This is a genomic window from Winogradskyella sp. HaHa_3_26, assembly GCF_019278425.1.
Classification (GTDB): domain Bacteria; phylum Bacteroidota; class Bacteroidia; order Flavobacteriales; family Flavobacteriaceae; genus Winogradskyella; species Winogradskyella undariae.
The window spans coordinates 1,044,790-1,064,604 of record NZ_CP058981.1 but is presented as its reverse complement, the minus strand read 5'-3'; the positions used below and the strand labels follow the sequence as shown (position 1 = coordinate 1,064,604).

16 protein-coding genes and 1 pseudogene are annotated in these 19,815 nt (G+C 32.2%); 3 read left to right on the top strand and 14 right to left on the bottom strand.

Features of this window, described 5'->3' with window-relative positions:
• Positions 1–9: 9 nt before the first annotated feature.
• The 7 genes from H0I32_RS04670 to kynU form a co-directional block, all read right to left on the bottom strand.
• Positions 10–792, bottom strand: coding sequence for an SDR family oxidoreductase (locus H0I32_RS04670; protein WP_179312864.1), 783 nt, complete (start codon positions 790–792; stop codon positions 10–12).
• A gap of 68 nt (positions 793–860) precedes the next feature.
• Positions 861–2,192: a short-chain dehydrogenase gene (locus H0I32_RS04665; RefSeq protein ID WP_179312865.1), complete on the bottom strand. Its 1,332-nt coding sequence runs from the start codon at positions 2,190–2,192 to the stop codon at positions 861–863.
• Positions 2,193–2,243: 51 nt separating this feature from the next.
• Positions 2,244–3,686: an aldehyde dehydrogenase gene (locus H0I32_RS04660; protein WP_179312866.1), complete on the bottom strand. Its 1,443-nt coding sequence runs from the start codon at positions 3,684–3,686 to the stop codon at positions 2,244–2,246.
• Positions 3,687–3,781: 95 nt separating this feature from the next.
• On the bottom strand, positions 3,782–4,216 hold the full coding sequence (locus H0I32_RS04655) for a RidA family protein (protein WP_179312867.1): 435 nt from the start codon (positions 4,214–4,216) through the stop codon (positions 3,782–3,784).
• Between the two features lie 337 nt (positions 4,217–4,553).
• Positions 4,554–5,951 (bottom strand): FAD-dependent oxidoreductase, encoded by a 1,398-nt coding sequence (locus tag H0I32_RS04650; RefSeq protein WP_179312868.1) that lies wholly within the window; start codon positions 5,949–5,951, stop codon positions 4,554–4,556.
• A 96-nt stretch (positions 5,952–6,047) separates the two neighbouring features.
• Complete coding sequence (locus H0I32_RS04645) at positions 6,048–6,401, bottom strand: hypothetical protein (protein ID WP_179312869.1); 354 nt, start codon at positions 6,399–6,401, stop codon at positions 6,048–6,050.
• Entirely contained in the window at positions 6,398–7,663 is a 1,266-nt protein-coding gene (gene kynU, locus H0I32_RS04640; RefSeq protein ID WP_179312870.1) for a kynureninase, read from the bottom strand. Before kynU ends, H0I32_RS04645 begins: the two co-directional genes overlap by 4 nt.
• A 155-nt stretch (positions 7,664–7,818) precedes the next feature.
• Between kynU and H0I32_RS04635 the strand changes: the two genes are divergently transcribed.
• Positions 7,819–9,219, top strand: coding sequence for a sensor histidine kinase (locus H0I32_RS04635; RefSeq protein ID WP_179312871.1), 1,401 nt, complete (start codon positions 7,819–7,821; stop codon positions 9,217–9,219).
• 114 nt (positions 9,220–9,333) lie between these two features.
• Here the strand turns inward: H0I32_RS04635 and H0I32_RS04630 are convergent, their stop codons facing one another.
• Entirely contained in the window at positions 9,334–10,023 is a 690-nt protein-coding gene (locus H0I32_RS04630; RefSeq protein WP_179312872.1) for a hypothetical protein, read from the bottom strand.
• Positions 10,024–10,335: 312 nt separating this feature from the next.
• On the opposite strand from H0I32_RS04630, the pseudogene H0I32_RS04625 reads away from it, so the two are divergent.
• Positions 10,336–11,739, top strand: a pseudogene (locus tag H0I32_RS04625) (Nramp family divalent metal transporter); the annotation flags it as partial.
• Positions 11,740–11,911: 172 nt separating this feature from the next.
• On the opposite strand, the gene msrA reads toward H0I32_RS04625, so the two are convergent.
• The 3 genes from msrA to H0I32_RS04610 all read right to left on the bottom strand — a co-directional run bounded on the left by msrA (position 11,912) and on the right by H0I32_RS04610 (position 14,609).
• Positions 11,912–12,574 (bottom strand): peptide-methionine (S)-S-oxide reductase MsrA, encoded by a 663-nt coding sequence (gene msrA, locus H0I32_RS04620; RefSeq protein WP_173587317.1) that lies wholly within the window; start codon positions 12,572–12,574, stop codon positions 11,912–11,914.
• Between the two features lie 152 nt (positions 12,575–12,726).
• Entirely contained in the window at positions 12,727–13,512 is a 786-nt protein-coding gene (locus H0I32_RS04615; protein ID WP_173587318.1) for a zinc ribbon domain-containing protein, read from the bottom strand.
• Between the two features lie 2 nt (positions 13,513–13,514).
• Positions 13,515–14,609: a Nif3-like dinuclear metal center hexameric protein gene (locus H0I32_RS04610; RefSeq protein WP_179312874.1), complete on the bottom strand. Its 1,095-nt coding sequence runs from the start codon at positions 14,607–14,609 to the stop codon at positions 13,515–13,517.
• Between the two features lie 41 nt (positions 14,610–14,650).
• Between H0I32_RS04610 and lpxK the strand changes: the two genes are divergently transcribed.
• Positions 14,651–15,649 carry a tetraacyldisaccharide 4'-kinase gene (gene lpxK, locus H0I32_RS04605; protein ID WP_173587320.1) on the top strand — a complete coding sequence of 333 codons (999 nt, stop codon included), beginning with the start codon at positions 14,651–14,653 and terminating at the stop codon, positions 15,647–15,649.
• On the opposite strand, the gene H0I32_RS04600 is transcribed toward lpxK, so the two are convergent.
• The 3 genes from H0I32_RS04600 to lipA are packed head-to-tail and all read right to left on the bottom strand — an operon-like array spanning position 15,642 to position 19,800.
• Positions 15,642–17,882 (bottom strand): ATP-binding protein, encoded by a 2,241-nt coding sequence (locus H0I32_RS04600; protein ID WP_173587321.1) that lies wholly within the window; start codon positions 17,880–17,882, stop codon positions 15,642–15,644. The two genes, lpxK and H0I32_RS04600, sit on opposite strands and share 8 nt — an antisense overlap.
• A gap of 41 nt (positions 17,883–17,923) precedes the next feature.
• A complete protein-coding gene (gene gap / locus H0I32_RS04595; RefSeq protein WP_179312875.1) occupies positions 17,924–18,928 on the bottom strand; it encodes a type I glyceraldehyde-3-phosphate dehydrogenase in 1,005 nt (334 codons plus the stop codon).
• A complete protein-coding gene (lipA, locus tag H0I32_RS04590) occupies positions 18,928–19,800 on the bottom strand; it encodes a lipoyl synthase (RefSeq protein WP_173587323.1) in 873 nt (290 codons plus the stop codon). The genes gap and lipA overlap by 1 nt, the downstream gene beginning before the upstream one ends.
• Positions 19,801–19,815: the final 15 nt, after the last annotated feature.

Below are 19,815 nucleotides of genomic sequence, written 5' to 3'. Positions count from 1 at the left end.
ATCTTAGGATTACAAAGATTTTGTTCTTCCGCCATCAACAGGAAGGTTAATTCCGTTAATATAAGCAGCACGTTCACTCGCTAAAAACGTAATGGCATCTGCAAGTTCTTCTGGTTTAGCAAAACGTTTGGCTGGTACTGTACTTTTCATAGCATTAGCAGATTCTTCTTCTGTTTTACCAGATTTTGCTGCTTTATTTTTAATAATCTCAGCAAGTCTATCGGTTCCGGTGGCACCAGGTAAAACATTGTTTACGGTAATACCAAATTGCCCTAGTTCATTCGCTAGAGTTTTGCTCCAACTCGCAACAGCACCTCTTATGGTATTACTAACACCTAAACCGTCTAAAGGTTGTTTTACAGAAGTAGAAATTACATTGATTATTCTTCCATAACCTTCGCTTTTCATAAAAGGAACAATAGTTTGCGCCAAGACATGATTACATTTTAAATGTTGCGTAAAAGCAGATTCAAATTCATTGATTTCTGCAGAAAAAATAGGTCCACCAGCTGGCCCACCTGTGTTGTTTACTAAAATATGAAACCCATGATTTTTGGTAATATAATTAGAAACTTTTGTTTTTAAATCTTCTGGATTTGAAAAATCGGCAACAATGTAATCATGCTGATTTTGTTTCGGTAATTCTGCTAAGGTTACCTTCAGTTTGTCTTCATTCCTAGCGACTAAAGTTACTTGAACACCTTCTGCAGCTAATGCCATAGCTGTTGCTTTTCCTATTCCTGCTGTGCTTCCGCAAACTAATGCGTATTTATTGTTTAATTCTAGATTCATTTTTATTGATAGCCCTCATAAGAAATGAGGTTTTTTTTATTAATATTTAATTTATTAAAAATGAATAATTACTCATTATTCAATAGGTCTTTTGCGGTATTAAAAAAACTATTACCTGTTTCTTTTATTGCTTTACTTGCTTCATTGATTGTTTTGCCACTTAGTTGGTTATCTATTTTTTTTGAGAGATTATTTAATGTTTCAATCATTTCAAAAATTTCTTTTGTATGCTTAACATCATTCTCAATTAGTATTCTTTCCCAATCGATAGAAGATAGTATTGAAAAAATATATTTAGTGGCTATTTTACTTAAAAAATATTTATCATAAAAACCATTTAAGACTTTATCTGGTTCTCTGTTTTTTAAATACGTTATAGATTGATCAATGTTTTCTTTATCATTACTAGTTAGGAATGAGCTTGTTTTTAGTTTCTGTAATGCTATTATGGCTTTTTCATTTTCTTCATTTTTTAAATATAAATAAGTTTCAACAGACCATATAAGCTCATTGTCTACTCCTAATTTTTTAGAATCTGATAAGAAAATTTCAAAATCTTCAAGTGCTCTTTTTTCATCAATGGCTCTATCCATCATAAGTCTATCAAAGCCTCTAAACAAATGGTTGATAGAATGAAAGCCTATATGAGTTTTCTTATTATCTAAGTTGCCCCATTTAAACATAGATCTTGTTAATGGCAGGTCTATATTTTTGTTAGCATCGAGCCAATTTATATTTCTAGTGATTTCATCTTCAGAAAGGTAAAAAAGTTTTTTTTCAAAAAATATAAAACCTCTAAAAAATTGAATTAATGTTTTAAATTCAGAATCGGGTAGAAATTTAGGTTCAGTTTTAGAGCATTCATATAGCGCTACTTCTTTTCCTAAATCTTTACTTAATAAAACAATTGCGCTTAAAGCAGCATGTTCAAAAGCTTCTGTCTCTTTCTTTTTAATTCCCTTTAACCTTGGCTGAATCTTAGATGTGTCACCATAAATTTCATTTATTGATTCAGCGAGTGTTGGGAATAGGTCTTCATCCGTTTCCATAATAAATGTTTCCATTTTCTTATAGTCTCGGTATATTGAAATATAGTCTAAAACAGATAACTCTTTATTTTTACTAACTTTTTCAACTTTTTGAAATGTATTATTTAAAGTAGATTTAAAATCTATAAAGTTTTCAGCATCTATTTCATCGCCTTCTAGAGAATAAAATGTAGAATCTTTTTTTGCAGATGCTCTAATTAAAATTTTACCAAATTTATAGCCCGCTACTTTTCCTGCATCCAGGTTTTCAACTAACATTTTTTTGTCTTTTTCTAAAAGTGCTTTATCTGTTTGATCATCGTTAGAACAATTGATTAAGATTAATAATAATAGGTAGGCTATTTTCTTCATTGATTAAAATTAGATGGTATTGCTGAGAGAGATTTTGTATGACAAAAAGTATTAATATTTTATACAAACATTCTTAGCTTCCGTAAAAAAGCGCAAGGCCTCAAATCCGCCTTCTCGGCCAACACCAGAAGCTTTTGTGCCTCCAAAAGGGGTTCTTAAATCTCGCAGCATCCAAGTATTTACCCAAATAATTCCGGCTTGTAATTGGTTGCTTAATTTCATGGTGCGTTTTAAATCATTCGTCCAAAGTGTGGCAGATAAACCGTATTTAACTTTATTAGCCATTTTTAAAACCTCATCTTCTGTGTGAAATGGCATGATCGTTACTACGGGTCCAAAAATTTCTTCTTGGTTAACACGACATTCATCATTAGGAACTTCGATGACTGTAGGTTCTAAATAATAACCGTTTTCAAAACCTTTAACAACCACTTCATTGCCTCCACATAAAACCGTTCCTTTTTCCTCTCTAGCGATGTTTATGTATGTTTTTACTTTTTCTAGATGAGATTTTGAAACTAAAGCCCCAATATTGGTGTCTTCATGTGAAGGATGACCGACTTTTAATGCGTTTACTTTTTTAACAAAATCGGTTTTGAATTTTTCATAAATAGAAGCTTCTACAAAAATGCGGCTACCACATAAACAAATCTGCCCTTGGTTAGCAAATGACGATCGAACCGTTGTCGTTAACATATCTTCATAATCGCAATCTGCAAAAATGATATTTGGATTTTTTCCACCTAATTCTAAAGATAATTTTTTAAACATTGGTGCAGCAACTCGGGCAATATGTGCTCCTGTTGCTGTGCCTCCAGTAAAACTTATGGCTTTAATATCTGGATGTTCAATGATGGCTTGCCCTGTGGTGGTTCCTAAACCATGAACAATATTTAAAACACCTTTTGGAAGGCCAGCGTTGTTACAGATTTCGCCTAACAAATAAGCCGTCATTGGCGTGACTTCACTTGGTTTTGCAACTACACAGTTTCCTGCCGCGATTGCTGGTGCAATTTTCCATGTAAATAAGTAGAGTGGAAGATTCCATGGCGAAATACAGCCTACAACACCGATGGGTTGACGTAAGGTGTAATTTATGGCTTGTTGCCCAATAGATTCGTGACTTTCACTTGCAAATTGTGTAATTGCATTACCGAAGAATCTAAAATTACTTGCGGCTCTTGGAATGTCTATTGCTTTTGCTAAACGAACCGGTTTTCCATTGTCTTTACTTTCCGCTTCTGCAAAATGCTCTAAGTTTGCCTCTAGTAATTCTGAAATTTTTATAAGAATTCTACTGCGTTCTTCTAATGTGGTTTGCGACCAACTTGTAAATGCAGATTTGGCTGCTTTGTATGCGTTTTCAACATCTTTTTTTGTTGAATTTGGAATTTGTCCGTAAACGTCTCCGTTAGCGGGATTATAGTTGTCGATCCACTCATTAGCAATGGGAAGCGAAAATTCTCCGTTGATGTAGTTTTTTATAGTTGCCAAAGGTTTTACGGTTTTATTCTGTTCTTTTGTTATTTCTAAAAGCGGAATGATTGAGGAATTGCATGATAAGATTCCTGCCTTCGCAGGAATGACAGTTATTGTTTCTTATAAGCCATAACCTTTATCTCAACCACCAAATCTGGATGTGGTAATTGGTGTACAGCAACCGTTGTTCTGGTTGGTCCTGTTTCTTTTTCAAAGAATTCTCCGTAGGCTTTGTTATAATCAGCGAAGTCGTTCATGTTGACTAAAAAAGAAGTGACATCGACCACGTCTTTTAATGTTGCTCCAACTTTAGCTAAGTTTTTTTCTATGTTTTTTATGACTTCTTGGGTTTGGGTGTAAGCATTTAAACGTTTTGTTCCCATATCGTCGATTAAGTCAACGCCTGCAATGGTATTATCTGCACGTCTAGAACTTGTACCTGAGACGAAAATGAAATCGCCTACTTGTTTTACGTGTGGATAGGCTCCTCTTGGTGTTACGCCAGTTCCTGCGGAAGTAGGAACCTCATTTTTTGTATTACTCATTTTCTTCTTTATTGTTAATGTTCATTTTGTCTTGAAACAAAACGAACCAAAAATTCAAAACGATTTATCAGGAAATTGCTAAAGCACCATTCGCTTTCGAAGCTACATGCTTGAAGCTTCGCTTCGCAGTTCCGCTTCTTCGCTCATTATTTCTTAAAATCGTTGTTTCCGACTGCGTCGAAATTTGGGACATTAATTTTTGTTGAATTTTGTTTTATTCCCAATTTATATTTTAATTTTTGCTTACTGCTTACTGCTTACTGCTTACTGCTTACTGCTTACTGCTTACTGCTTACTGCTTACTGCTTACTGCTTACTGCTTACTGCTTACTGCTCACTACAACCTGGCAATTTTATCGTCTTCTAAAATAGCTTCGGTTTCTTTTTTTACTTTTTCTAAAATATCTTTTAAATTATCTTCTACGGAAATAATTCCATCTGTAAGCATATTTAAAATCGCTTTGTCTTGGGCTCTTCCTCTTAGCATCGCTTCTCTATAGCCAACCGTTTCGTTGAAAGTTACTAAACTATATTTAGAATTGTATGCTGTTGGAAATTCTTTTTCGAGTGCCATTTCAATCTTGCGTTTTTCTTGAAAAATGGGATTTGATACGTGGCCTTTCATTTCGTGAAAATTGTCAATAGCTAAATCTGCAATGGCATCAGTATCTTTCTTTCTGTTTTTCTCGTAAGCTGTAAAAGTAGCTTCCCAATTTTCTAAATTTTGGTCTAAAACTTTATCGAATTCTACAACATCTTCAAAAGAGGCATTCATGCCTTGTCCATAAAAGGGAACAATAGCATGAGCAGAATCTCCTATAAGTAAAGTGTTGCCCTTATAGTGCCATGGTGAACATTTTACGGTTCCTAATGCTGCGGTTGGGTTTTCAAAAAAATCATCAACCAAATTGGGCATTATTTCTAAGGCATCTGGAAATTCTTTTTGGAAGAATTCTGTAACAAGCTCTGGGGTTGTTAAATTATTGAAATTGTATTCACCTTCAGCATAACTTAAAAATAGAGTAACGGTAAAACTACCGTCTAAATTTGGTAGTGCAATGAGCATAAAGCTGCTTCTTGGCCAGATGTGTAAAGCGTTTTTATAGGTTTTGTAATCACCATTTTCTGTGGGTAGAATGCTTAATTCTTTATAACCATGAGTTAAATAATCTTGAGAGAAACTGAATAAGAATTTCTTTCCTAAATAATAACTTTTTCTAAGTGCAGAGCCAGCGCCATCTGTTGCGATAATGATATCTGCGTCTTCTACAAATTCATCTTTAGAGTTATAATCTTGAAATAATGCTGCTGTGTTTTCAAAATCTACAGATTTACATTTCTTATTGAAGTGAATTTTTACATTTTCATGCTTTTCGGCTTCCGTTAAGAGCAGGGCATTAAGTTCTCCTCTAGAAATAGAGTTTATATATTGGTGATCTCTTCCGCTGTAATTAGATAAAAACGTGTTCGATTCTTTATCGTGAATCATTCTGCCATTCATGGGGATGCACAATTCTTTTACTTTGTCTTCTAAACCAACAAGTTTCATGGCTTTATTACCACGGTCAGAAAAAGCTAAGTTAATAGAACGACCTGCAGAAATATCTGTTGTTCTTAAATCGGGACGCATTTCGTAAACGGTAACGTTGTAACCTCTTTGCCCTAATCTTAATGCGAGTAAACTTCCACAGAGTCCTGCTCCGATTATCAGTATATTTTGTTGTTTGTTACTCATAATGTTTTTGTTATTTCTACAAAGGCAGAAATCAGTTTTATGGCTTCAAATTGTTGCTAATGCTATATTTGAAGTGTTGATATTTTAGAATTCAGATTAAACACTTGTCTTATTCAATAGTTTTTTGATGTTCTGAATGTCTTCATATGAAGGTCTAAATCTATTTAAATTAATAATTTGCGTTTGACCTTGATGATTCTTGAATTGTAAATTATTGTTATTAGAATTGAATTCGAGACTAGAAAATACTTGATATTCTACATTCTTTATTAATTCATCTTTAATAATGACTACGATTCTTTTATTTGTAATTATTAAGTAATCATGCCCTAAGTTGTAGAAAAAAGAGAGGAATCCTAAAAAGTGATATTCTGAAAAACTCGTTTCTGATTTTTTTCTGATTTTTAAAAGTATGTTTTCATCTTTTATAATGGAAAATATTTTATTCATAAAAGTGCTTTCAATTTCTCTACCATTAAATAGACATCTTCAAACGAATTATATAATGGTGTTGGTGCACAACGAATAACATCGGGCTCTCTCCAATCGCTAATGACTCCGGCTTCAGTTAATTTATTGTGTAAGGATTTATCTGCGTTTAAAACTTGGATGGATAGTTGGCAACCGCGTTCTTCAGGATTTTCGGGTGTGATGATTCTAATGGTATCTTCGCCTAAATCTTTTAGTAGAAACTCGAAATAACCAGTTAGTTTTTTTGATTTATCAATGAGTTTTTTAATTCCAATTTCATTAAACATATCTAAAGACGCTTTAATGGCAGCCATAGATAAAATGGGTGGATTACTTAATTGCCAACCTTCGGCACCTGGTAAAACATCAAATTCATGACGCATATTAAAACGCGTGTCTTTATTGTGGCTCCACCAACCGGTAAGTCTATTTAAGGTTTTGTCATAAGCATGACGCTCATGGACAAAGCAACCCGATAAACTTCCTGGACCAGAATTCATATATTTATAAGTACACCAAACCGCGAAATCTGCACCGGAATTATGTAAATCTAAATCTACATTTCCTGCGCCATGAGCACAATCAAAACCAACTTTACAGCCGTATTGATGTCCAAGGTTGGTAATGCGTTTAAAGTCGAAAAACTGCCCTGTGTAATAATTAACGCCACCAACCATCACTAAGGCAACTTCGTTTCCGTGTTTTTCTAAAATCGCTTCTAAATCTTCATAACGTAATAATTCTTCTCCTTCTCTTGGTGACCATAAAATTAAACCTTCTTTATCATCGTAACCATGATGACGTAATTGGGATTCTACAGCATATTTATCTGAAGGGAAAGCATCACTTTCAATAATTATTTTATGGCGCTCTTTGGTTGGCTTGTAAAATGAAGCCATCATGAAGTGAAGATTCGCAGTTAAGGAATTCATGGTTACGACTTCAATTGGTTTTGCACCAACTAATTTTGCAGTAGCTTCCGTTAAAAATTCATGATAAGGTAGCCAAGGATTTTTAGCATCAGTATGCCCTTCGACACCTAGGTTGGCCCAATCGTCTAACTCTTGATTAATGTAAGCTTTTGTAGATTTAGGTTGTAAGCCTAAAGAGTTTCCACAGAGGTAAATGAGTTCATTGCCATTCTTATCTTTTGGGATATGAAATTGTTCTCTGTAGTGAGATAATTCGTCTAAATTGTCTTGTTGTTTAGCGTAGTCAAGACCTAGCTTGTAGTTGGGCAAAGTGAGTTGTTTTTTCGGTTGCTAACAAAAATAGCATAATTATATGATATTTTAATAATAGATAAGAATGGAGTATAATTTATTGAATTAAAAGGATATAAGTAGTTTTTTTGAATTTTTCTCATTAAATTTAGTGATATCAATCAATTATATAGATGCTAAATAAATTATGGACCTCTTACCATCAATGGTATATAAGGTATATTCGTTTTTCTAGAAAAAGCGAACAGGATGAGTTATCTTATTTTAGAGATAAATTATTTATTTCAATTTTAATATTAATTCTTCCATTGGGGGTAATGTCTTATATTCCAAGTGCTATAACTGCTATTCTTTTAGGTAAGTGGTTTGTTTTTTTTGCTGATACTTTGGCTATATGTATAATTGCTTTCTTGTTTTTTAATAATAAAATGGGTATAAATACAAAGAAGAAAGTGTTTTCTGTTAATTTGTTTTTATTGTCTTTTGCTCTCATTTTTTACATAGGATTAAAAAGTAGTAGTGGACTTTTATTATTTATGCTTTCTATATTGGTAACGTTGTTTAGTGGACGAAAAGCAGGAATTAAAACCGTGATTTTTATAGCGTTTGGATACTTTATGATGGCTATAATTTTTTATTTTAAGCTTTTTGATTTAAAAGCTTATATAGGAGAACGATTTGAAGTTTTAGTCATCGTATTTATTAATAATACTCTTTTTATTTTAATGACTGTTTTTTCAGTGTCATTTTTAATACGACATTTACACAATGCTCTTTTAAAAGAAAATCACTTACAAGAAGAGCTCATTGAAAAGCATAAAGTAGTAATTGCAGCTAAAGAGAATGCGGAACAATCGGATCGATTAAAAACGGCGTTTTTAGCCAATATAAGTCATGAGATTAGAACACCTATGTATGGTATTTTAGGGTGTGCAGGTCTTTTAAAATCTTATGATATTAATGACGGTGATTTTAAAGAATACATAAGTGTAATAGAAGGTAGTGGGCAAGAATTATTAGATTCTATGACAGATATCATGACGATATCTAAGATTGAAGCAGGCTTGGTGACCACAAAAATATCAACTTTTAGTATTAATGAGACAGTAGAGGTGATATATAAATCATTATTACCTGAGGCGAAATCAAAAAAAATACATTTTATCTTAAATAATTTTATTCCTAAGTGGGGAAGTATTGTTAATTCTGATCTTGATAAATTTAAAGTAGCTTTAGAACATTTGGTCGAAAATGCTATAAAATATACTCCTGAAGGTGGTAATGTTGTACTAAGTTGTAATTTAGATAGTGATGAGACTCAAGTACAGTTTATGTTAAGAGATACAGGGATTGGTATTCCTAAAGATAAGATAGAAACTATTTTTAATCCTTTCTATCAAGTAGACGTTGATAATAAAAACGCGTTACATGGATCTGGTATTGGGCTTTCAATATCTAAAGCCTATGTTGAAATGTTGGGAGGGGATTTGATTTTAGAAAGTAAAGTAGGAGAAGGGACTACCTTTTTATTTAATATAGATGTTGATTTAAAAGAAAAAGCATCTCAATCTTAAAAGAAGAGATGCTTTAATATATAATAGGCGCCATATGGCGGAAAATGTAAGCTATACGCCTTAGATAGAAACTATCTGCGTGAAACTTACATTATAGACTGCAAATGTAAGTGCTTATTTTTTGGTGTCCAAAGTAATACTCACATCTGTAAAATTAAGATTCCAGTTTCCTCCTTCTTGTTTGTGATCTGTAGCAATTTTAATACCGTTAAAATCTTTAATATTTTCAAATGTTGTAGAAAGTGAAGGTGCTTCAGAATTTCCTTTTCTATAGGTCCATTCTTTAATGATATAATTATCGTTGTAATATATGTCGTATGCATCACCAGGAGTATAACCTCCTTCATTAGAATAGGTGAGAGTGGTCATATTTAATTCTTCTTTACTAATTGGTGCTTCTGCTTTTTTAGACTCTGTAATGTCAGCTGATGTATCCCAAGCCAATTGAAAAGGAATTAATAACCAAAATTTATCATTAATAAATGCTTTATCTTTAGCAATCGTTGTGCTGTCTACTTGGCTTCTTATATAATTATAAGTCGTGTCGTTATCTCTTAAAAGGACTTTATCTTCTTTAGGAAACCAAGTCCAAGTTCTTCCTTTTCCTTTAATAGTATCTTTATCTACTTGGAATGTGAAACTTACCTTTGAAACATTTTTCCAATTTTCAAAACCATGGGCATTGGCAATTTTTTCTGCTAATGATATTTCTTTCTTGGTTTCTACTGCAATTTCTTCTTTGTTATCCGATTTGCAACTTGAAACAAGTATTAAACATATTAAGCCAAGATATAATGATTTCATAGTAAAAGTGATTTTTATTCAGTACAAAATTAATCAACGATGTATAATGAGACTAATTATTTTGAAGTTAAAAAAGCGATTACTTGCTAAAAGAATCTCCTATTAAAGCTCTTCAATTTACTATTGCTTTATTCTGATTAATTCTATACGTAATGTTGAAATATGTAATTCAGTACATTAAATATTGAAATATATTTATTCTTTATTACTAATGAGATTTGTTTGGTGTTAGAAGTGCTATTCCTCAGATTTCCGTTGTAGTTTTGTAGCCTTAAGTTATAATTAGTTTATGATGAAAAATTTTAAATACTTATGAGTTTAGAATCCTTAAGTGAGGTAAATTCTTCAGTTAGCACAAATAAAAAAGGCTGGAGAAAAATACTAGCTTTCATAGGACCGGCGTACCTTATTAGCGTTGGGTATATGGATCCAGGAAATTGGGCTACCGATATTGCAGCAGGTTCTCAATTTGGATACAAATTAATTTGGGTGCTTTTAATGTCTAACCTTATAGCCCTTTTATTACAGTCTTTAAGTGCTAGATTAGGAATTGTAAAAGGGCTTGATCTTGCTCAAGCTTCCAGAAATGCCTATCCTAGTTGGGCTAATATACCTTTGTATATTTTGGCAGAAATAGCTATTGCAGCATGTGATTTAGCTGAAATTATAGGTATGGCCATCGGGTTAAATTTACTTTTTGGTCTTCCTTTAATATGGGGAATAAGTCTAACCGCTCTAGATACTGTTTTACTTTTATACTTGTTAAAAAAAGGAATGCGGACTATGGAAGTGTTTATAGTTTGTCTTGTTTTTATCATAGGAGCATCTTTTGTGGTCGAGATGCTAATTACAGGTCCTGTTTATACGGATGTGGTAAAAGGACTTATGCCTACAGGTTTATCTGATGACGCACTTTATATTGCTATTGGGATTATTGGAGCAACTGTAATGCCTCATAACTTGTATTTACACTCTTCATTAGTACAAACAAGAAAGATTGACCGAACCTTTAAAGGGATAACAAAGGCTATTAAATATAATTTTATAGACACTACAATAGCTTTAAACCTAGCTTTCTTTGTGAATGCTGCTATTTTAGTTTTAGCCGGATCTGCCTTTTATGTTAATGGCTATTATAATGTTGCTGAAATTCAAGATGCTTCCAAATTATTAAATAATCTTTTTGGAAGTGTAGCTCCAGCTTTCTTTGCGATTGCTTTAATTGCAGCCGGACAAAGTTCAACTATTACTGGTACACTAGCGGGGCAAATTGTTATGGAAGGGCATTTAAATCTTCGTATAAAACCGTGGTTACGACGTTTAATAACGCGCTTATTGGCTATAATTCCAGCGTTGTTTACCATATTATATTTTGGTGAATCTGCTTTAGGAAACCTTTTAGTATTGAGTCAGGTTGTTTTAAGTTTACAATTAGGGTTTGCTATTATTCCTCTTATTCATTTTAATTCAGATAAAAAAATGATGAAGGAATTTGCCATAAAATTATGGGTTAAAATTTTAGCTTGGATTAGTACGGCCATTATTGTATTCCTTAATATTAGTTTGGTTGTTACAGAAATTAAAGGATGGATAAGTGAAGCATCGCCTGATGGGGTTATTTTAATTTATGCTCTTGTAATACCTATTACTTTGGCTGCTTTAGCGTTGTTAATTTATGTATTTATACATCCGTTTTTAAAGTCGAAATCAAATAATGAACCAGAATTACCTTTAGGAGATGGTTAATGAATTCATATGAAAAAACCTCAAACCTATTAAAACTGGAATATTAAATCCAATGATAGATGTTGAGGTTGAATATCTCTTATAGAAGTAAATAAGACCTGTAATGTTTAAATAACGTTACAGGTCTTTTGTTTGCTTTATACTAATGTTTTAAGTCACTTTTTAATAACTCAGGAAACTTAGCCTTAAATTTGTTTAGTCTCGGAATAGAAACCCCTTGAATATAACCTTGATTAGGATGAAGACGTTCATAGTTTTGGTGATAATCTTCAGCTACCCAAAATTTTTGAAAAGGATATACTTCTGCAGCAATTTTAGCATCTAATTCTTTTGATAATGCGGCTTTCTTGTCTTCAATAACTTTCTTTTGCTCTTTATTTTGGTAAAATATAATAGAGCGATATTGAGACCCATGATCTGGTCCTTGTCCATTAACTTGCGTTGGGATTTGAGAACCAAAATATACATCAACTAGTTCTTTAAAACTTATAATCTCTGGATCGTAAATAATCTCTACAGCTTCTGCATGTCCTGTTTTACCTGTATTGCTAGCTGCGTACGTAGGATTTTTTGTAAACCCACCAGAATATCCAGATATAGATTCTTCAACTCCTTTTACACTTTCAAAAATAGCTTCAACACACCAAAAGCATCCGCTTGCAAAATAAGCTTTGGCTTTTCCGTCTTTTAAAGGAACAGTTACAGGTTCTGCATCTATAACAGCTTGTTGTTTGGGGTTAACTTGTGCCTGATTATGGCAACTAAATAATAAGGCAATGGTTAAAATAGTAAGTAACTTTTTCATCTTTTAATTTTTCTTTCCTTCTTAGTCGTGTGAAGTTATAAAACCTAAATGTCAATTATTGTAAAATAATGTTAAGAACAATGTTCTACTTTTAAGTCACAAAAAAAAGCCTTTGCTAATGCAAAGGCTTTTTTTTATAAAGTGTTGAGAAATTACTTGCTAAGTTTAGCAAATAATTTGTTCATTTTTATTTTTTCTTCTTCAGCTAATTCAGCATCAACTAAGATACGTCCACTATGCTCATCAGTAATTACTTTTTTACGAGAAGCAATCTCTACTTGAATTTGTGGTGGAATTGTAAAGAAAGAACCTCCAGAAGCACCACGCTCAATAGCAACAACAGCTAAACCATTTTTAACATTGTTTCTAATTCTTTGGTATGCCTTAACTAAACGGTCATCAATTTTCTTTTGAAAATCTTCAGACTTTCCTTTTAAAGCTTCTTCTTCTTTTTCAGTTTCTTTTAAGATTTCGTTAAGCTCACCTTTTTTATGCTTTAAGTGTGCTACACGATCTTTTAAACGATCTTTAGTACCAGAAATAACTTCTTTTTTCTGCTCTATCTGAACTTTAAATTCTTTAATGTTTTTTTCAGCCAATTGAATCTCTAATTCTTGAAATTCAATTTCTTTTGTCAATGAGTTATATTCTCTGTTATTTCTAACATTCTTTTGTTGCTCAGTGTATTTTTTAATTAAAGTTTTTGCTTCTTCAATTAAGTTTTTCTTTCCTTTGATGTCCTCATCAATAGTAGTTAAACTATCATTCAGCTTGTCCATCCTTAAGTTAAGTCCTTCAACTTCGTCTTCTAAATCTCTCACTTCTAAAGGAAGCTCACCTCTGACATTTCTTATCTCATCTACTCTAGAGTCAATTAATTGTAAATCATATAGTGCTCTCAATCGCTCTTCAACAGAAACTTCAGCTTTTTTTGCCATAATTATAAATACTTTATCGGATTTGTATTTGTCTTTGATAAAATGATTGCAAAATTAGTGATTTTTTTCGAGAGATACTCTACTAAAAATGATTTTGTGAACTGTTCACTCTCATAATGACCAATATCAGCTAAAACAATCTCTTTTTCTGCACTGAAAAAATCATGATATTTTAGATCGGCAGTAATCAAAAGATCAGCATTCATAGCTTTTGCAGCCGGAATAGCGAAACTCCCAGAACCTCCTAAAACAGCAATTCGTTTTATAGGTTGGTTTAATGATTTAGAATGTCTAATGCACTCTGTATTCATTCTAGTTTTAATAAAATGAAGACAATCTTTGGTCTCTAAAGCTGTTTCTAGCTCTCCAACCATGCCTATACCAATATGTTGATTGGTGTTTTCTAAGGTTGAAATTTCGTAAGCAACTTCTTCATAAGGATGTATTTCAAAAAGCGCCTTTAAAATTTTAGATTCAAGATGTTTTGCGTAAGTTATAGAAATAGCTATTTCTTTTTCTGTGTGTAATTCCCCTTTTTTACCAATCACAGGATTTGAATTTTCATTACCTAAGTAGGTACCCTGCCCTTCAATATTAAAACTACAAGATTCATAATTACCTAAACTTCCTGCTCCAACTTCAAATAAAGCTGTTCTTAATGCCTCTGCATTTTCTTTAGGAACATAAGTTTGAAGTTTTTTAATCGTACCTTTTTGCGGGATTAAAACTTTTTTATTTAATAAACCTAATTGGTCACAAATGATAGAATTAACACCTTGAAAAGCATTATCTAAAGCTGTATGAATTGAAAATATGGCAATATTATTTTGAATAGCTTTAATAACAACACGCTCTACATAAGTTTTTCCGGTGAGTTTTTTTAAACCTTTAAAAATAATAGGGTGGAAGCTGACAATAAGGTTGCAGTTGTTTTCAATAGCTTCATCTACAACTTCTTCAAGTGTGTCTAATGTAACAAGGATACCTGTAACGCTTTCGTTTTTATCACCAACTAGTAGTCCAACGTTATCAAAATCTTCAGCATAAGCTAAAGGAGCTAAGTTGTGTAAGTGATTAATGACGTCTTGTATAATCATAAGTGTATATTTGTTTTCAAAAATAATATAATTTAGCCATCGTGAAGTTTATCCGCATCATATTGTTTCCTATAGTACCAATTTATTACCTCATTACTTGGTTTCGTAATTGGTTGTTTGATGTTGGATTAAAAACGTCTAAATCTTATGATTTTCCTGTGATTTGTGTCGGTAATCTGAGTACTGGGGGTACTGGGAAAACTCCTATGATTGAATATTTAATTCGTTTGTTAAAAGACCAAAAGCAGTTAGCTACGCTAAGTCGAGGTTATAAACGTAAAACAGAAGGTTTTGTTTTAGCAGATGAAACCGCAAATGCAGATACTATTGGAGACGAACCTTTTCAGTTTCATAGAAAATTTAATGATGTTACTGTAGCGGTAGATGCTAATCGTCAGAATGGAATTGATCAACTTAGAGAATTAGAGAAACAACCAGAAGTAATTTTGTTAGATGATGCTTATCAGCATAGAAAAGTAAAAGCGGGACTTAATATTCTTTTAACGGCTTATAATAATTTATACTACAAAGATATCGTTTTGCCAACAGGTAATTTGCGTGAACCAAGATCAGGTGCTAATCGTGCAGATTTAATTGTGGTGACTAAGTGTGATAAATCTATTTCTGAAAGTGAAAAGCAAAAGATTACTTCAAGATTAAAATTAAAAGCAAATCAACAATTGTTTTTTAGTTATGTAGATTATGCGCTTCAAGTAAAATCTGATCTCGAAGAATTAGAATTAACTACGCTTCCAAAATTTACATTGGTTACAGGTATTGCCAATGCAAAACCTTTGGTTGGTTTTTTAAAAGAAAAGGAGTTAGAATTCGAGCATCTAGAATTTAATGATCATTATGATTTTAAAGCTTCTGATATTAAGAATTTAGAGTCAAAAACACTGATTATTACAACAGAGAAAGATTATGTAAGGTTAAGAGATTATAAAAGTTTAAGCGGTAAATTGTTTTATTTACCTATTGAAATTAAGATAGATAAGGCTACTCAATTTAAGGGTGCTATAACTAAATTTGTTAACTAAAGAAGCTAGAGATTATTTTTTCTCCAGAAAGTGCAGCGTGTAATTTATCTTCAAAATCTTCTTGCTTAAATGGTTTAGAGATGATGTCATCAAAACCAGCATCACCAAATTCGTGCATTTTATCTTCAAGAGTTACAGCAGTTAAAGCAAATATTGTTAGTTCTTTATCAAAGGTTCTAATGATTTTAGTAGCTTCTAAACCACTAATCCCAGGCATATGTATATCCATTAATACAACATCATATTTTGTTGTTTTAACAATCTCTACCGCGTCTTCGCCGTTATCTACAACATCACAATTTAGATTCATTTTGTTCAGAATCTTTTTTGTGATCATTTGATTGATTTTATTATCTTCAACAATGAGGATTTTAACATTGCTTAAATCTAAACTTTCCATCTTATTTGTTTTTTTAACATCTACGACTTCAGGTTTGTCTACACTTTTATCGTATTCTAAAGGGATTTCAAAAATGAATGTTGTGCCCTTTCCAAGTTCACTCTTTAGGTAAATTTTACCTTTCAGAATTTGAATAAGTCCTTTTACAATTGATAAACCTAAGCCAGTACCACCATATTTTCTATTAATTTGAACTGAACCCTGAGAGAAACTCTCAAACATGTGTTCTTGTTTTTCTTTTGTAATACCAATCCCATTATCTTCAATTTCAAAGCGAAGACTATACATCTTATCCTTCTTGTCAATTTTATATGTTCTCACCCAAATGTCTCCATCTTTTGTGAATTTAATAGCATTTCCTAACAGGTTAATTAAGATTTGAGAAATTTTTAATTGATCTCCAATAAATGTTTCTGGTAACTCATTTTCATAGTCAAAATGAATTTTTGTATCCTGGTCGTTAGCAGAATTACTAAGTGCAGAAATTACATTTTCTAACTTATGTTTAAGGTTGAAATGTTCAGGGTCTATTTCAACTTTATTAGCCTCAATTTTATTAATCTGAAGGATATCATTTATAAAGGTAAGTAAGTAATCACCAGAAAATTTTAAGGATTTTAAATGTGGTAATTGATGTGGTTTAGGATCTTCATCTAATAACATGTCTGTAAGTCCGGTTACGGCATATAACGGTGTCCGTAGCTCGTGAGTTACTGTAGATAGGAAGTTTGCTTTTGTCTTAGAAGCTAATTCGGCTTTTTCTTTTGCGATTATAAGTTCGTCATTTTTCTTATGAAGCATCGTATTAGAATTCAGCCTAATATTATTGTTTTTGTATAACGATAATGTTAACAGAGATAGTATGGTAATTAACGCAATACTTAAGATGGTTGTTATTTTTGAAAAAGCACTTGCAGCAGTAACTTCTTCCATTTGTTCTTTTAATTGCTTGTTTTGTGCGTCTTTGTAATTATTAATCGTTTGACCAGATATTCCAGGTGCTAAGTTTTTTCTTGTTACATTTAAAATAGAATCAGATAAAGAAATATGCTTTTTGATATAGTCGAGCGAATTTTCATAATCGCCATTTTTTTCATGAATATTACTTAGAGTTAAGAAAGCTTCATTTTTATCTTCTGAAATTTTATGCTTTTGCGCAATAGATAATCCTTTTTCAGTTTGAGTTAAAGCTATTTCATCATTATCTAGAGCAGAATACACTTTTCCACTATGAATTAATGCACTACTAAGACGACGTGGTTGATTGTATTTTTTAGCTAAAATGATGGTTTTTTCTAAGTCTATTTTTGCTTCTTCATATCGATTTTGCTCAATATAAACTTTAGCTTCGTTTAGAAAAACATCTGAAGTGTATTCTTCTAAATCTTCTTGCTCGAATAAATTTTTAGCTGAATTGAAATAATCTAAGGCTTCATCATAATCTTTTTTGCTACTATGCATTACACCTTTAATATTGTAAGCAATAGCAAGATTACCATAATCCTCAATTTCGCGTTGAATGTGCATTGCCTTACCAATAGAAATATTGGCTTTATCTTCCTCTCCAACTAAGAATTGGACTTTTGAGATTTTGGTGTGAATTTTACCTTGGCTGGTTTTATCATCAATTTTTATAGCAATGCTTAATGCTTGATCTAAGTTATCTAAAGCATTGTAGTATTTTCCTCTGTCACTATCTAATTTGGCTTGGTTTAAGTGTTCGTTAAGCCATAAAGGAAGCATATCTTCATTAGCCATGCTTGCTTGCTGTGCAAAAACAAAACTGCAAGCACATGCAAAAACAACAAATATATAATATTTGATTTGAGACATTTAGCTAGATTTAATTTAAACAAATATAAATATTTATTCGACTAAGGTCGTTTTTTGCCTGATAAATTGGAAATTAAATCTAAAACTCTTGAGCTATAGCCAGTTTCGTTATCATACCAACCAATAATTTTTACCATGTTACCTATTACTGAGGTCATTTGAGCATCAAAAATACATGAATGAGGATTACCTACAATATCAATGGAAACGATTGGGTCTTCTGTATATTCAAGAATACCTTTTAATTGGTTTTGTGCTGCATTTTTAAAAATTAAATTAACTTCTTCTGTAGATGTTGGTTTTTCAACGTTAATTGTAATATCTGTTAAAGAGCCATTAGCAACAGGGACTCTAATACCACAACCTCCAATAACGTCTGCTAAATCCGGAAAAATCTTTGTTAATGCTTTAGCAGCGCCTGTTGTTGTTGGTATTATAGATTGTCCGGCAGCTCTTGCTCTTCTTAAATCTTTGTGAGGTTGATCGTGCAGACTTTGGTCTGTTGTATAAGAATGTATTGTTGTTATATAAGCTTGCTCAATACCAAGATGTTCTTTTATTAAAGCAATCATTGGAGCAGCGTTATTAGTTGTACAAGAGGCGTTAGATAAAATGGTTTCTGTACCATCAATTGTATCATCGTTAACTCCTAAAACAATAGTTTTAATGTCATCTTCTAAAGCTGGAACAGAGAGAACAACACGTTTTGCTCCGTTAACAATATGGTATTGAAGTTCTGTTTTAGTTTTAAATTTTCCTGTAGATTCTATAACAAAATCGGGTGCTACTTGAGACCAATCTAAATCTTTAGGGTGTGATTTATTGTATAGAGGAATTGCGGTATCGTTTATTATAATATGGTTGTCATCACAAGAAATATGATCCTTTAAAACACCATGGATACTATCATACTTTAGTAAATGGCTTAGAGTTCTTGTATCTGCTAAATCATTTATGGCAACAATTTGTATTTCAGGATGCTGTAACGCTAATCTAAATACACGGCGGCCTATTCTTCCAAAACCATTAATAGCTACAGTAATCATTAATTAATGTGTTTTTGAGCTTTGTAAGAAGACCTTACTAATGCACTACTTTCTACGTGTCTAAATCCTAGTTTTAAACCAATTTCTTCGTATTCTTTAAATTGATCAGGGTTGATGAAAGATTTTACAGGTAAGTGTTTTTTACTTGGTTGTAAATATTGCCCAATAGTAACAACATCAACATCATTATCTCGTAAATCGTGAAGTGTTTGTATAACTTCTTCACGTTCTTCTCCAAGACCTAGCATTATACCAGATTTTGTTCTACGTTGTCCTTGAGATTTTAAGTATTTTAAAACACCAAGGCTACGGTCGTATTTTGCTTGTATTCTTACATCACGAGTTAAACGTCTTACAGTTTCAATATTATGAGAAACGACTTCAGGAGCGACATCAATAATACGGTCGATATGTTTTTCTACACCTTGAAAATCAGGGATAAGAGTTTCTAGTGTTGTTTCAGGATTCATACGTCGGACAGCTTTCACAGTTTCAGCCCACATAATACTCCCCATGTCTTTAAGATCATCACGGTCTACACTTGTTAAAACGGCATGTTTAATTTGCATTAATTTTATAGAGCGTGCTACTTTTTCTGGTTCATCCCAATCTACCGTTTCTGGTCTTCCTGTTTTTACACCACAAAAACCACAAGAACGTGTACATACATTTCCTAAAATCATAAATGTAGCTGTTCCTTCTCCCCAGCATTCACCCATGTTAGGGCAACTTCCAGATGTACAAATTGTATTTAATTTATACTTATCTACTAATGACCTAAGTTCTGTGTATTTTTTTCCTGTAGGTAACTTTACTCTTAACCATTTTGGTTTTCTTTCTGGTAAAATATTCGAAGCAACTGTGGTTTCCATGTAATTATCAATTTC

Excerpts from the sequence above, each read along its gene's own strand:
- H0I32_RS04670 (WP_179312864.1), bottom strand. The coding sequence starts at position 792 with ATGAATCTAGAATTAAACAATAAATACGCATTAGTTTGCGGAAGCACA.
- H0I32_RS04665 (WP_179312865.1), bottom strand. The coding sequence starts at position 2,192 with ATGAAGAAAATAGCCTACCTATTATTATTAATCTTAATCAATTGTTCT.
- H0I32_RS04655 (WP_179312867.1), bottom strand. The coding sequence starts at position 4,216 with ATGAGTAATACAAAAAATGAGGTTCCTACTTCCGCAGGAACTGGCGTA.
- H0I32_RS04650 (WP_179312868.1), bottom strand. The coding sequence starts at position 5,951 with ATGAGTAACAAACAACAAAATATACTGATAATCGGAGCAGGACTCTGT.
- H0I32_RS04645 (WP_179312869.1), bottom strand. The coding sequence starts at position 6,401 with ATGAATAAAATATTTTCCATTATAAAAGATGAAAACATACTTTTAAAA.
- H0I32_RS04635 (WP_179312871.1), top strand. The coding sequence starts at position 7,819 with ATGCTAAATAAATTATGGACCTCTTACCATCAATGGTATATAAGGTAT.
- H0I32_RS04630 (WP_179312872.1), bottom strand. The coding sequence starts at position 10,023 with ATGAAATCATTATATCTTGGCTTAATATGTTTAATACTTGTTTCAAGT.
- msrA (WP_173587317.1), bottom strand. The coding sequence starts at position 12,574 with ATGAAAAAGTTACTTACTATTTTAACCATTGCCTTATTATTTAGTTGC.
- H0I32_RS04615 (WP_173587318.1), bottom strand. The coding sequence starts at position 13,512 with ATGGCAAAAAAAGCTGAAGTTTCTGTTGAAGAGCGATTGAGAGCACTA.
- H0I32_RS04610 (WP_179312874.1), bottom strand. The coding sequence starts at position 14,609 with ATGATTATACAAGACGTCATTAATCACTTACACAACTTAGCTCCTTTA.
- H0I32_RS04600 (WP_173587321.1), bottom strand. The coding sequence starts at position 17,882 with ATGTCTCAAATCAAATATTATATATTTGTTGTTTTTGCATGTGCTTGC.
- gap (WP_179312875.1), bottom strand. The coding sequence starts at position 18,928 with ATGATTACTGTAGCTATTAATGGTTTTGGAAGAATAGGCCGCCGTGTA.
- lipA (WP_173587323.1), bottom strand. The coding sequence starts at position 19,800 with ATGGAAACCACAGTTGCTTCGAATATTTTACCAGAAAGAAAACCAAAA.